The sequence below is a fragment of the Streptomyces alboniger genome, assembly GCF_008704395.1.
GTDB classification, from domain to species: Bacteria; Actinomycetota; Actinomycetes; order Streptomycetales; family Streptomycetaceae; genus Streptomyces; species Streptomyces alboniger.
In genome coordinates this window covers 1,316,518-1,329,792 of sequence record NZ_CP023695.1, presented here as the reverse complement: position 1 = coordinate 1,329,792, position 13,275 = coordinate 1,316,518, and the positions used below count along the sequence as shown (strand labels likewise).

At 69.9% G+C, this 13,275-nt stretch carries 12 protein-coding genes; 11 read left to right on the top strand and 1 reads right to left on the bottom strand.

The window, feature by feature from the left end; genetic code table 11:
* Window positions 1–55: 55 nt before the first annotated feature.
* From pdxS to CP975_RS05620, 11 genes are all read left to right on the top strand, one after another.
* Window positions 56–970 carry a pyridoxal 5'-phosphate synthase lyase subunit PdxS gene (gene pdxS / locus CP975_RS05670; RefSeq protein ID WP_055526672.1) on the top strand — a complete coding sequence of 305 codons (915 nt, stop codon included), beginning with the start codon at window positions 56–58 and terminating at the stop codon, window positions 968–970.
* A complete protein-coding gene (gene pdxT, locus CP975_RS05665; protein WP_055526671.1) occupies window positions 970–1,575 on the top strand; it encodes a pyridoxal 5'-phosphate synthase glutaminase subunit PdxT in 606 nt (201 codons plus the stop codon). Before pdxS ends, pdxT begins: the two co-directional genes overlap by 1 nt.
* Before the next feature lie 78 nt (window positions 1,576–1,653).
* Window positions 1,654–2,406, top strand: coding sequence for a YebC/PmpR family DNA-binding transcriptional regulator (locus tag CP975_RS05660; RefSeq protein ID WP_030787148.1), 753 nt, complete (start codon window positions 1,654–1,656; stop codon window positions 2,404–2,406).
* A gap of 123 nt (window positions 2,407–2,529) precedes the next feature.
* Entirely contained in the window at window positions 2,530–3,132 is a 603-nt protein-coding gene (gene ruvC, locus CP975_RS05655) for a crossover junction endodeoxyribonuclease RuvC (RefSeq protein WP_055526701.1), read from the top strand.
* Window positions 3,129–3,740, top strand: coding sequence for a Holliday junction branch migration protein RuvA (ruvA, locus tag CP975_RS05650; RefSeq protein ID WP_055526670.1), 612 nt, complete (start codon window positions 3,129–3,131; stop codon window positions 3,738–3,740). The genes ruvC and ruvA overlap by 4 nt, the downstream gene beginning before the upstream one ends.
* Window positions 3,741–3,790: 50 nt before the next feature.
* Entirely contained in the window at window positions 3,791–4,888 is a 1,098-nt protein-coding gene (gene ruvB / locus CP975_RS05645; protein WP_055526669.1) for a Holliday junction branch migration DNA helicase RuvB, read from the top strand.
* Window positions 4,889–5,086: 198 nt separating this feature from the next.
* Window positions 5,087–5,551 carry a preprotein translocase subunit YajC gene (gene yajC / locus CP975_RS05640; RefSeq protein WP_030787160.1) on the top strand — a complete coding sequence of 155 codons (465 nt, stop codon included), beginning with the start codon at window positions 5,087–5,089 and terminating at the stop codon, window positions 5,549–5,551.
* A 165-nt stretch (window positions 5,552–5,716) separates the two neighbouring features.
* A complete protein-coding gene (gene secD / locus CP975_RS05635; RefSeq protein ID WP_055526699.1) occupies window positions 5,717–7,504 on the top strand; it encodes a protein translocase subunit SecD in 1,788 nt (595 codons plus the stop codon).
* Between the two features lies 1 nt (window position 7,505).
* Window positions 7,506–8,633 carry a protein translocase subunit SecF gene (secF, locus tag CP975_RS05630; RefSeq protein ID WP_055526668.1) on the top strand — a complete coding sequence of 376 codons (1,128 nt, stop codon included), beginning with the start codon at window positions 7,506–7,508 and terminating at the stop codon, window positions 8,631–8,633.
* Window positions 8,630–9,178: an adenine phosphoribosyltransferase gene (locus CP975_RS05625; protein WP_055526667.1), complete on the top strand. Its 549-nt coding sequence runs from the start codon at window positions 8,630–8,632 to the stop codon at window positions 9,176–9,178. Before secF ends, CP975_RS05625 begins: the two co-directional genes overlap by 4 nt.
* A gap of 246 nt (window positions 9,179–9,424) precedes the next feature.
* Complete coding sequence (locus tag CP975_RS05620) at window positions 9,425–11,965, top strand: RelA/SpoT family protein (RefSeq protein ID WP_030787174.1); 2,541 nt, start codon at window positions 9,425–9,427, stop codon at window positions 11,963–11,965.
* 75 nt (window positions 11,966–12,040) lie between these two features.
* Here the strand turns inward: CP975_RS05620 and CP975_RS05615 are convergent, their stop codons facing one another.
* Window positions 12,041–13,273: a DUF349 domain-containing protein gene (locus tag CP975_RS05615; RefSeq protein WP_055526666.1), complete on the bottom strand. Its 1,233-nt coding sequence runs from the start codon at window positions 13,271–13,273 to the stop codon at window positions 12,041–12,043.
* Window positions 13,274–13,275 lie beyond the last annotated feature (2 nt).

Below are 13,275 nucleotides of genomic sequence, written 5' to 3'. Positions count from 1 at the left end.
GTCGGGAGTTTCCTCGGAGCTGTAGAAACCTTCTTCAGCGAGTGAGGTCAACTCCGTGTCCAGCACCCTCTCCAGCAGCAACCCGTCGCCCGAGACCGGCACCGCGCGCGTGAAGCGCGGCATGGCCGAGCAGCTCAAGGGCGGCGTGATCATGGACGTCGTCAACGCCGAGCAGGCGAAGATAGCCGAGGACGCCGGCGCCGTCGCCGTCATGGCGCTGGAGCGGGTGCCCGCCGACATCCGCAAGGACGGCGGCGTGGCGCGGATGTCCGACCCGAACATGATCGAAGAGATCATCGAGGCCGTCTCCATCCCGGTCATGGCAAAGTCCCGCATCGGCCACTTCGTCGAGGCCCAGGTCCTCCAGTCCCTCGGCGTCGACTACATCGACGAGTCCGAGGTCCTGACCCCGGCCGACGAGGTCAACCACAGCGACAAGTTCGCCTTCACGACCCCGTTCGTGTGCGGCGCCACCAACCTGGGCGAGGCCCTGCGCCGCATCGCCGAGGGCGCGGCCATGATCCGCTCCAAGGGCGAGGCCGGCACCGGCAACGTCGTCGAGGCCGTCCGCCACCTGCGCCAGATCAAGAACGAGATCGCCAAGCTGCGCGGCTTCGACAACAACGAGCTGTACGCCGCCGCCAAGGACCTGCGCGCCCCCTACGAGCTGGTCAAGGAGACCGCCGAGCTGGGCAAGCTGCCGGTCGTGCTCTTCTCCGCCGGTGGCGTCGCCACCCCGGCCGACGCCGCCCTGATGCGTCAGCTCGGCGCCGAGGGCGTCTTCGTCGGCTCCGGCATCTTCAAGTCCGGCGACCCGGCCAAGCGCGCCGCGGCCATCGTGAAGGCCACCACGTTCTACGACGACCCGAAGATCATCGCGGACGCCTCCCGCAACCTCGGCGAGGCCATGGTCGGCATCAACTGCGACACCCTGCCGGAGACCGAGCGCTACGCGAACCGAGGCTGGTAATGACCACTCCCGTAGTGGGCGTCCTCGCCCTCCAGGGGGACGTACGGGAGCACCTGATCGCCCTGGCCTCGGCGGACGCCGTGGCCAGGCCGGTGCGGCGCCCCGAAGAACTCGCCGAGGTCGACGGCCTGGTCATCCCCGGTGGCGAGTCCACCACGATCTCCAAGCTGGCCGCTCTCTTCGGCCTTCTCGAGCCCCTCCGCGCGCGTGTGCGCGACGGCATGCCGGTCTACGGCACCTGCGCGGGCATGATCATGCTCGCCGACAAGATCCTCGACCCGCGCTCGGGGCAGGAGACGGTGGGCGGCATCGACATGATCGTGCGGCGCAACGCCTTCGGACGGCAGAACGAATCCTTCGAGGCGGCCGTCGACATCAAGGGCATCGAGGGCGACCCGGTCGAGGGCGTCTTCATCCGGGCGCCCTGGGTCGAGTCGGTCGGCGCGCAGGTCGAGGTGCTGGCCGAGCACGCGGGCCACATCGTCGCCGTGCGCCAGGGCAACGCGCTCGCCACGTCGTTCCACCCGGAGCTGACCGGCGACCACCGGGTCCACGCTCTGTTCGTGGAGATGGCGCGGGGTAACCCCCGCGCGGGATCCTTGTAGGATCTGCGGGGATCCCCGGAGCCTTGAGGTCTGGGAGAGTTCGTACTGGTTGTTGGGTAACGCGAAGGAGACAGGCAGATGTCCGGCCACTCTAAATGGGCTACGACGAAGCACAAGAAGGCCGTGATCGACGCCAAGCGCGGCAAGCTCTTCGCGAAGATGATCAAGAACATCGAGGTCGCGGCCCGCACGGGCGGCGCCGACGTGTCCGGCAACCCGACGCTCTTCGACGCCATCCAGAAGGCCAAGAAGAGCTCGGTCCCGAACAAGAACATCGACTCCGCGGTCAAGCGCGGCGCCGGCCTCGAAGCCGGTGGCGCCGACTACGAGACGATCATGTACGAGGGTTACGGCCCGAACGGCGTCGCGGTGCTCATCGAGTGCCTCACCGACAACCGCAACCGCGCCGCGTCCGACGTCCGCGTCGCCATGACGCGCAACGGCGGCTCGATGGCCGACCCGGGCTCCGTCTCGTACCTCTTCAACCGCAAGGGCGTCGTCATCGTCCCCAAGGGTGAGCTGACCGAGGACGACGTGCTCGGCGCGGTCCTCGACGCGGGCGCCGAAGAGGTCAACGACCTCGGCGAGACCTTCGAGGTCCTCAGCGAGGCCACCGACCTGGTCGCGGTCCGCACCGCCCTCCAGGACGCCGGCATCGACTACGACTCGGCCGACGCCAACTTCGTCCCGACCATGCAGGTCGAGCTGGACGAAGAGGGTGCCCGGAAGATCTTCAAGCTGATCGACGCCCTGGAGGACAGCGACGACGTGCAGAACGTCTTCGCCAACTTCGACGTCTCCGACGAGGTCATGGCCAAGGTGGACGCCTGACACACGCGGATGTGACGCGTATGCGACGACGGGCCGACGGGGACACGCCCCTGTCGGCCCGTCGCGTTGTCAGTGCGAGCCGATAGCCTGCACAAACAGGTGAGCGAAGAAGTGGGGGCTGTCGTGCGGGTGCTGGGGGTCGACCCGGGGCTGACCCGGTGCGGTGTGGGGGTCGTCGACGGAGTCGCCGGACGCCCTTTGACCATGCGCGGCGTCGGTGTCGTACGGACCCCGGCCGACGCCGAGTTGGGCCACCGGCTGGTCGCCATCGAGCAGGGCATCGAGCAGTGGCTCGACGAGCACAGCCCCGAAGTCCTCGCCGTGGAGCGGGTGTTCAGCCAGCACAACGTGCGTACGGTCATGGGCACCGCCCAGGCCAGCGCCGTCGCCATGCTCTGCGCCTCCCGCCGCGGCATCCCTGTCGCCCTGCACACCCCGAGCGAGGTCAAGGCCGCCGTCACCGGCAGCGGCCGCGCCGACAAGGCGCAGGTGGGCGCCATGGTGACCCGTCTGCTGCGGCTCGACGCGCCGCCCAGGCCCGCCGACGCCGCGGACGCCCTCGCGCTCGCCATCTGCCACATCTGGCGCGCCCCCGCGCAGAACCGCCTCCAGCAGGCCGTCGCCCAGAACCGCCTCCAGCAGGCAGCGTCCCAGAACCGCCTCCAGCAGGCAGCGGCCCCGCACGCCGCACGAACCCCCACAGCGCAGAAAGGCCGTACCGCATGATCGCCTTCGTCAGCGGCCCCGTCGCCGCCCTCGCCCCCGATACCGCGGTGGTCGAGGTCGGCGGCATCGGCATGGCCGTCCAGTGCACGCCGAACACCCTGTCCACCCTCCGCGTCGGCCAGCAGACCAAGCTCGCCACCTCCCTGGTCGTCCGCGAGGACTCCCTGACGCTCTACGGCTTCGCGGACGACGACGAGCGGCAGACCTTCGAACTGCTCCAGACCGCCAGCGGCGTCGGTCCGCGACTGGCCCAGGCCATGCTCGCGGTACACAGCCCCGACGCCCTGCGCCGCGCTGTCTCCACCGGCGACGAGAAGGCGCTGACCGCCGTTCCGGGCATCGGCAAGAAGGGCGCCCAGAAGCTGCTCCTGGAGTACAAGGACCGCCTCGGCGAGCCGCTCGGCACCGGCGGCCCCGCCATCGGCACGGCCGTCACCTCCGGCTGGCGCGACCAGTTGCACGCCGCGCTGATCGGCCTCGGGTACGCCACGCGCGAGGCCGACGAGGCCGTCGCCGCCGTCGCCCCGCAGGCCGAGGCGACCGAGGGGACCCCGCAGGTGGGCCGGCTCCTCAAGGCGGCGCTCCAGACCCTGAACCGCACCCGCTAGCACCCGCACACACCCGCCGCCCCCCTGAACCGCATCGCGAGGCACACCGCATGAACTGGGACGACACGACCGACGACGCCGACGGCGCGGCCGAGCGGCTCGTCGGACCCGCCACGGAGCGGCTGGTGGACTCCGGCGCCGACGGCGAGGACCAGGCCGTCGAGGCCGCCCTGCGCCCCAAGGACCTGGGCGAGTTCATCGGCCAGGAGAAGGTCCGCGAACAGCTCGACCTCGTCCTGCGGGCGGCCCGCGCGCGGGGCGCCACCGCCGACCACGTCCTGCTCTCCGGGGCCCCCGGCCTCGGCAAGACGACCCTCTCGATGATCATCGCCGCCGAGATGGGCGCCCCCATCCGCATCACCAGCGGCCCCGCCATCCAGCACGCGGGCGACCTCGCGGCGATCCTCTCCTCCCTCCAGGAGGGCGAGGTCCTCTTCCTCGACGAGATCCACCGCATGTCGCGGCCCGCCGAGGAGATGCTGTACATGGCGATGGAGGACTTCCGTGTCGACGTCATCGTCGGCAAGGGCCCCGGCGCCACCGCCATCCCGCTCGAACTGCCGCCCTTCACCCTGGTCGGCGCCACCACGCGCGCGGGCCTGCTGCCGCCGCCGCTGCGCGACCGCTTCGGCTTCACCGCGCACATGGAGTTCTACGAACCCGCGGAGCTGGAGCGCGTCGTCCACCGCTCCGCCCAGCTGCTCGACGTGGAGATCGACCCGGCCGGCGCCGCCGAAATCGCGGGCCGCTCGCGCGGCACGCCCCGTATCGCCAACCGCCTGCTGCGCCGCGTGCGGGACTACGCTCAGGTCAAGGCCGACGGTGTGATCGACCGCGACATCGCGGGCGCGGCCCTCGCGGTCTACGAGGTCGACGGACGCGGCCTCGACCGCCTCGACCGTGCCGTCCTGGAGGCCCTGCTGAAGCTGTTCGGCGGCGGGCCCGTCGGCCTGTCGACCCTCGCGGTCGCCGTGGGGGAGGAGCGCGAGACCGTCGAGGAGGTCGCCGAGCCCTTCCTCGTACGGGAGGGACTGCTCGCCCGCACTCCCCGCGGCCGCGTCGCGACGCCCGCGGCCTGGGCGCATCTGGACCTGGTGCCGCCGAGCCGCACGGGTGGTAAGGGTCAGCAGGACCTGTTCGGGACGTGATGGCGGCGGGACAGCGCCGCGAGCGGGGGGAGAACGGCGCGGATACTCGCCTGCTCAGGAACTGCGGTGCCATGCTGAGCGTTGTTCGTTAGGTGCGGACTCGCTTAGACTCCGCCGACGCCGCCTTTGCGGGCGGCGTGCCCACCCCCATCCATCAGGCCGCTTACCCGCGCGGTCGTGCGAAGGAAACTCCGTCCCGTGAATATCGTGACCCTCCTCCCGTTCATCGTGCTCATCGGGGCCATGTTCCTGATGACCCGGTCGGCCAAGAAGAAGCAGCAGGCCGCCGCGCAGATGCGTAACGAGATGCAGCCCGGCACCGGCATCCGCACGATCGGGGGCATGTACGCCACCGTCAAGGAGGTCCACGACGACGCCGTCCTCCTTGAGGTGGCCCCCGGTGTCCACGCGGTTTACGCGAAGAACGCGATCGGTGCCGTCCTCGCGGACGACGAGTACAACCGCATCGTGCACGGCACCGAGGCCGACCTGAACGAGGACGAGGACACCCCCGTCGTTCCGGACGACGCCTCCTCCCTGACCGAGACCGACGAGCCCGCCGCCTCCGACGACTCGCGCATCGACCTCGGCAAGAAGGACGCGGCCGCCGAGGCCGACGACGCGCAGCCGAAGAAGACCGACGGCGAGTCCGACGCGAAGTAGCCACGGCCGGGGCCCGTGGGGCGCGCCGCTCGCGCACCACGGGCCCCGGATCACGTGCATTTCGCGCCGAATCTCGACACCACTTCATGGCCGCCCGCCCGGAACCTCCCCGCACCGTTCGGGGCCGGACCGGATGCCGGGCGGTTGGACAGGGAGAACGAGAAGGTGGCAGCACCGAAGAAGGGCCGAAGGCAGAGCGCACCGGGCAAGCCGGGCCGCGCACTGGTCTTCATCCTGATCGCCCTCGTGGCGCTGACCGGGGGGATGTTCCTTTCCGGACACACCACACCGCGCCTGGGCATCGACCTCGCGGGTGGTACGAGCATCACGCTCGAGGCGAGGAACGAGCCGGGCCAGAAGAACGCGATCAACCCGACCAACATGAACACCGCCGTTGACATCATCAACAACCGTGTCAACGGCCTGGGTGTCTCCGAGGCCGAGGTCCAGACCCAGGGCGATCGCAACATCATCGTCAACATCCCCAAGGGGACGAACGAGAAGCAGGCGCGCGATCAGGTCGGCACGACCGCTCAGCTCTACTTCCGTCCGGTGATCACTCAGGCCCCCGGCGAGCCGACTCCGTCCGACACCCCCTCGTCCGGGACGGACAAGGAGAAGGACAAGGACAAGTCCACCGACAAGGACAAGGCCACCGACAAGGCGACGGACAAGCCCACCGACAAGGACGCCGCGAACTCCCCCAGCTCCTCCGCGTCGCCCCAGGGCCGCGCCGTCAGTGAGGCCCTGAAGGCGGACCCGACGCCGTCCGGCAAGGCCAAGGACGGTGAGGACGGCAAGAAGAAGGACGAGACGCCCGCCCCGGACCCGGCCACCGCCAAGCTCCAGGAGCAGTTCACCAAGCTGGACTGCACGGACAAGAAGGCGCGCGCCGCGGCCGGCAAGGGCGTCAAGCCGTCCGAGCCCACCATCGCCTGCGGCAAGAGCCCCGACGGCAAGACGTGGGACAAGTTCATCCTTGCCCCGGCCGAGGTCAACGGCAAGGACGTCGACGAGGCCAAGGCGACGATCAACCAGCAGACCGGTGCCTGGGTCGTCAACATGGAATTCACCAAGGGCGGCTCGAAGAAGTTCGCGGCGACGACGGGCAAGCTCTCGCAGCAGCAGCCCCCGCAGAACCAGTTCGCGATCGTCCTGGACGGCGAGGTCGTCTCGGCTCCCAGCGTCAACACGACCCTGAACTCCAACGCCGAGATCTCCGGCAGCTTCACCCAGGACTCCGCCAAGGACCTCGCGAACGTCCTGTCGTACGGCGCCCTGCCGCTCACCTTCCACGAGCAGAGCGTCACCACGGTCAGCCCGGCCCTCGGTGGCGAGCAGCTGGAAGCGGGCCTGATCGCGGGCGCCATCGGCCTCGCGCTCGTCGTGATCTACCTCGTGGTGTACTACCGCGGCCTGTCGCTCATCGCCATCGCGAGCCTCCTGGTCTCGGCGGCCCTGACGTACACGATCATGACGCTGCTCGGCCCGACCATTCACTTCGCGCTGAACCTGCCCGCGGTCTGCGGTGCCATCGTCGCGATCGGCATCACGGCGGACTCGTTCATCGTCTTCTTCGAACGCGTCCGTGACGAGGTCCGCGAGGGACGCACGCTGCGCCCCGCCGTCGAGCGGGCCTGGCCGCGCGCCCGGCGCACCATCCTGGTCTCCGACTTCGTGTCGTTCCTCGCCGCCGCCGTGCTCTTCGTCGTCACGGTCGGCAAGGTGCAGGGCTTCGCGTTCACGCTCGGCCTGACCACGCTGCTCGACGTCGTGGTGGTGTTCTTCTTCACCAAGCCCCTGATGACGCTCATGGCACGCAAGAAGTTCTTCGCGAGCGGTCACCCGTGGTCCGGCTTCGACCCCAAGCGGCTCGGCATCAAGCCCCCGATCCGCCGGTCCCGCCGCGCCCCCGGCTCCTCCGTTGGCCCTGTCGACCCGAAGGAGGCCTGAGGTGTCGAAACTCGGCAATCTCGGCGCCAGGCTCTACCGCGGCGAGGTCGGCTACGACTTCGTCGGCAAGCGCAAGATCTGGTACGCCGTCTCGATACTGATCACCATCACGGCCATCCTCGGCCTGGCGGTGCGCGGCCTGAACATGGGCATCGAGTTCGAGGGCGGCGCCGTCTTCAACACCCCGAAGACGAGCGTCTCGGTCGCACAGGCCGAGGAGTCCGCGGAGAAGGCCTCCGGCCATGACGCGATCGTCCAGAAGCTGGGCGACGACGCGATGCGCATCCAGATCGCGGGCGTGGACATCGACAAGTCCGACCGGATCAAGGCGGCGCTGGCCAAGGACCTCGACGTCAAGGCCGCCGACATCAACGCCGACCTGGTCGGTCCCAGCTGGGGCGAGCAGATCGCCAACAAGGCCTGGCAGGGCCTGGCGATCTTCATGGTCCTCGTGGTGATCTACCTGGCCATCGCCTTCGAGTGGCGCATGGCGCTGGCGGCGCTGATCGCGCTCATCCACGACATCACCATCACCGTGGGTGTGTACGCGCTGGTCGGCTTCGAGGTCACGCCGGGCACGGTGATCGGTCTGCTGACCATCCTCGGTTACTCGCTGTACGACACGGTCGTGGTCTTCGACAGCTTGAAGGAGCAGTCGAAGGACCTCACCAAGCAGACCCGCTTCACCTACAGCGAGGTCGCCAACCGCAGCATCAACGGCACCCTGGTGCGCTCCATCAACACCACGGTCGTCGCGCTGCTCCCGGTGGCGGGCCTGCTGTTCATCGGTGGCGGCGTCCTGGGCGCCGGCATGCTCAACGACATCTCGCTGTCGCTGTTCGTCGGCCTCGCGGCCGGCGCGTACTCCTCGATCTTCATCGCCACGCCGCTCGTCGCCGACTTCAAGGAGCGCGAGCCGCAGCTGAAGGCCCTCAAGAAGCGGGTGCTCGCCAAGCGCGCGTCGGCCGCGGCCAGGGGGAACGTGGTGGAGGACGGGGACTTCCGTGGTGAGGACGAGCCGCGGGGCAGCGTTCCCGACGAGGACGCCACACCGGCTGTCGTCGGCCCGCGAGCCCAGCCCGCCTCCCGCAGCCGCGGCAAGGGCCGGCCTTCGGGGAAGCGCCGATGACCGAGGTCGCAGGCGTCTCCGAGCTACTGCTCAGCCGCATCCGTGACGTGCCGGACTACCCGAAGCCGGGTGTGATGTTCAAGGACATCACCCCGCTTCTGGCCGACCCGGCCGCGTTCGCGGCGCTCACGGACACGCTGGCCGCCCTCAGCACGCGGCACGGCGCCACGAAGATCGTCGGCCTGGAGGCCCGCGGCTTCATCCTCGGCGCCCCGGTCGCGCTCCGCGCCGGGCTCGGCTTCATTCCCGTACGCAAGGCGGGCAAGCTACCCGGGGCGACGCTGCGGCAGAGCTACGACCTGGAGTACGGCAGCGCCGAGATCGAGGTGCACGCCGAGGACCTGGCCGCGGGCGACCGCGTCATGGTCATCGACGACGTCCTCGCCACCGGCGGCACCGCCGGGGCCTCGCTGGACCTGATCCGGCGCTCGGGCGCCGAGGTCGCCGGGGTCGCGGTCCTCATGGAGCTGGGCTTCCTGGGGGGCCGGCGGAAGCTGGAGCAGGCCCTGGACGGGGCGCCGCTCGAGGCGCTGATCACCGTCTGAGACGGCTCGCAGGACAGGACGACGGGCGTCCCGGCACCGGCCGGGGCGCCCGTCGCCGTCTTCAGGACACGCGGAGGGCATGCGGAGGGCAAGCGGGGGACGCGCGGGGGAATCGACGCGCCGCCCCTCGCGTTTCTCCAGTACAGAGGCGTCCCACCGGCCGCAGGCGAGCCCAGGCCCCAGGATCGATACCATGGGTACTTCGGGGCCTGTCCGGGGGACCCCGATCGCGCACAGGGAGCGCTCTTGCCAGACGAGTCCCAGCCACTCACCGCCGCCAAGGCCGCCCAGCAGGCTCAGCAGGCCTCGGCGGGCTCCGCCGCGCCCGCGAAGAAGGCAGCGGCCGCGCAGGGCGGCACGTCCGCGCAGCGCGCCCAGGGGGAGGTCTCCCGGGGCGACAAACCGGCCGAGCAGCCCCGCCCCGTGCCGCCCGCGGACCACCACCCGACGGCTCCCGCGATCCGCCCCGCCACGGGCCAGCCGGGACGCTCCGGCTCCTCCAACCGTGTGCGGGCCCGCCTCGCCCGGCTCGGCGTCCAGCGATCGAACCCGTACAACCCGGTCCTGGAGCCCCTGCTGCGGATAGTGCGCAGCAACGACCCGAAGATCGAGACGTCCACGCTCCGCCAGATCGAGCGGGCCTACCAGGTCGCCGAGCGCTGGCACCGCGGCCAGAAGCGCAAGAGCGGCGATCCGTACATCACGCACCCGCTCGCCGTGACGACCATCCTCGCCGAGCTGGGCATGGATCCGGCCACCCTGATGGCCGGTCTCCTGCACGACACGGTCGAGGACACCGAATACGGCCTGGACACCCTCAAGCGCGACTTCGGCGACCAGGTCGCCCTGCTCGTCGACGGCGTCACCAAGCTCGACAAGGTCAAGTTCGGCGAGGCCGCGCAGGCCGAGACCGTGCGCAAGATGGTCGTCGCGATGGCCAAGGATCCCCGCGTCCTGGTCATCAAGCTCGCCGACCGCCTGCACAACATGCGCACCATGCGCTATCTCAAGCGCGAGAAGCAGGAGAAGAAGGCGCGCGAGACCCTGGAGATCTACGCGCCGCTCGCCCACCGCCTGGGCATGAACACCATCAAGTGGGAGCTGGAGGACCTCGCCTTCGCGATCCTCTACCCCAAGATGTACGACGAGATCGTGCGGCTGGTCGCCGAGCGCGCCCCCAAGCGCGACGAGTACCTCGCCATAGTGACCGACGAGGTCCAGGCCGACCTGCGGGCCGCCCGCATCAAGGCGACCGTCACCGGACGCCCGAAGCACTACTACAGCGTCTACCAGAAGATGATCGTCCGCGGCCGTGACTTCGCGGAGATCTACGACCTGGTGGGCATCCGCGTCCTGGTCGACACGGTCCGCGACTGCTACGCCGCCCTCGGCACGGTCCACGCGCGATGGAACCCGGTCCCCGGCCGGTTCAAGGACTACATCGCGATGCCCAAGTTCAACATGTACCAGTCGCTGCACACGACGGTCATCGGCCCCAACGGCAAGCCCGTCGAGCTCCAGATCCGTACGTTCGACATGCACCGCCGCGCCGAGTACGGCATCGCCGCGCACTGGAAGTACAAGCAGGAGGCCGTCGCCGGCGCCTCCAAGGTGCGCACCGACGTGCCGAGGAAGGCCGGCGGCAAGGACGACCACCTCAACGACATGGCGTGGCTGCGCCAGCTCCTGGACTGGCAGAAGGAGACCGAGGACCCCAGCGAGTTCCTGGAATCGCTGCGCTTCGACCTGTCGCGCAACGAAGTCTTCGTGTTCACGCCGAAGGGCGACGTCATAGCGCTCCCGGCGGGCGCCACCCCCGTCGACTTCTCCTACGCGGTGCACACCGAGGTCGGCCACCGCACCATAGGCGCGCGGGTCAACGGCCGGCTCGTACCGCTCGAATCGACCCTGGACAACGGCGACCTGGTGGAGGTCTTCACCTCCAAGGCCGCGGGCGCGGGCCCGTCCCGCGACTGGCTAGGCTTCGTCAAGTCGCCGCGGGCACGTAACAAGATCCGCGCGTGGTTCTCCAAGGAGCGCCGCGACGAGGCCATCGAGCAGGGCAAGGACGCCATCGCGCGCGCCATGCGCAAGCAGAACCTGCCGATCCAGCGGATCCTCACCGGCGACTCCCTGGTCACGCTCGCCCACGAGATGCGCTACCCCGACATCTCGTCCCTCTACGCGGCGATCGGCGAGGGCCACGTCACCGCGCAGTCGGTCGTGCAGAAGCTCGTCCAGGCCCTCGGCGGCGAGGAGGCGGCCAACGAGGACATCGCCGAGAGCGCGCCGCCCTCGCGCGGGCGCAGCAAGCGCCGCTCCAACACCGACCCGGGTGTCGTGGTCAAGGGCGTCGAGGACGTGTGGGTCAAGCTGGCCCGCTGCTGTACACCCGTCCCCGGCGACCCCATCATCGGCTTCGTCACGCGCGGCAGCGGCGTATCGGTGCACCGCAGCGACTGCGTGAACGTCGACTCGCTCTCGCGCGAGCCCGAGCGGATCCTGGAGGTCGAGTGGGCGCCCACCCAGTCCTCCGTCTTCCTGGTCGCCATCCAGGTGGAGGCGCTGGACCGCTCCCGGCTCCTGTCGGACGTCACGCGCATCCTGTCGGACCAGCACGTGAACATCCTGTCGGCGGCGGTCCAGACCTCCCGTGACCGCGTCGCCACCTCCCGCTTCACCTTCGAGATGGGCGACCCCAAGCATCTGGGGCATGTACTCAAGGCGGTCAGGGGAGTGGAAGGGGTGTACGACGTCTACCGGGTGACGTCGGCGCGCAGGCCGTAAATTGGTCTTCTACGTAGAGGGGCTCCCGTACGCGGTGTACGGGAGCCCCTCTACGTAGACAGCGAAAACCTAACCTCAGCCGCCGAACTCGTGCAGCCCCTTCAGCGCCTGGTCGAGCAGCGCCTGGCGGCCGTCAAGTTCCTTCTGGAGCTTGTCGGCCTTGGCGTTGTTGCCCGCGGCGCGAGCCTTCTCGATCTGCTCCGTCAGCTTGTCCACCGCCGCCTGCAGTTGCCCCGTCAGGCCTTCGGCCCGAGCCCGTGCCTCCGGGTTGGTGCGGCGCCACTCGGCTTCCTCGGACTCCTGGAGCGCCCGCTCCACGGCCTGCATGCGGCCCTCGACCTTGGGGCGCGCGTCACGCGGGACGTGGCCGATGGCCTCCCAGCGTTCGTTGATGGAGCGGAACGCGGCACGGGCCGCCTTCAGGTCCGTCACCGGGACGAGCTTCTCGGCCTCGTCGGCCAGCTCCTCCTTGAGCTTGAGGTTCTCCCCCTGCTCGGCGTCGCGCTCCGCGAAGACCGAGCTGCGCGCGGCGAAGAAGACGTCCTGCGCGCCGCGGAAGCGGTTCCACAGGTCGTCCTCGTGCTCGCGCTGGGCGCGGCCCGCGGCCCTCCAGTCGGCCATCAGCTCGCGGTACCGCGCGGACGTCGGGCCCCAGTCCGTCGAGTTCGACAGCGCCTCGGCCTCGGCGACCAGCTTCTCCTTGGCCTTGCGGGCCTCCTCGCGCTGCGCGTCCAGCGAGGCGAAGTGCGCCTTGCGGCGCTTGGAGAACGCCGAGCGGGCGTGCGAGAAGCGGTGCCACAGCTCGTCGTCCGACTTGCGGTCCAGGCGTGGCAGACCCTTCCAGGTGTCCACCAGGGCCCGCAGCCGCTCACCGGCCACGCGCCACTGCTCGCTCTGGGCCAGCTCCTCTGCCTCGACGACCAGGGCCTCCTTGGCGTGCCGCGCCTCGTCGGACTGCTTGGCCTTCTGGGCCTTGCGCTCCTCGCGGCGGGCCTCGACGGTCTCCACCAGCTTGTCGAGCCGCTTGCTCAGGGCGTCCAGATCGCCGACCGCGTGCGCCTCGTCGACCTGCTGGCGCAGGTGGTCGACGGCCGTCATCGCGTCCTTGGCCGACAGATCCGTCGTCTTCACCCGGCGCTCGAGAAGTCCGATCTCGACGACCAGACCGTCGTACTTGCGCTCGAAGTAGGCGAGGGCCTCGTCAGGAGATCCTGCCTGCCACGAACCGACCACTCGCTCGCCGCCGTCGGCCGTTCGCACGTACACGGTCCCCGTCTCGTCGACGCGGCCCCACGGGTCGCTGCTCACAG

Bases quoted from the DNA above. Each gene is read 5' to 3' on its own strand.
- pdxT (WP_055526671.1), top strand. From the start codon at position 970: ATGACCACTCCCGTAGTGGGCGTCCTCGCCCTCCAGGGGGACGTACGG.
- CP975_RS05660 (WP_030787148.1), top strand. From the start codon at position 1,654: ATGTCCGGCCACTCTAAATGGGCTACGACGAAGCACAAGAAGGCCGTG.
- ruvA (WP_055526670.1), top strand. From the start codon at position 3,129: ATGATCGCCTTCGTCAGCGGCCCCGTCGCCGCCCTCGCCCCCGATACC.
- ruvB (WP_055526669.1), top strand. From the start codon at position 3,791: ATGAACTGGGACGACACGACCGACGACGCCGACGGCGCGGCCGAGCGG.
- CP975_RS05625 (WP_055526667.1), top strand. From the start codon at position 8,630: ATGACCGAGGTCGCAGGCGTCTCCGAGCTACTGCTCAGCCGCATCCGT.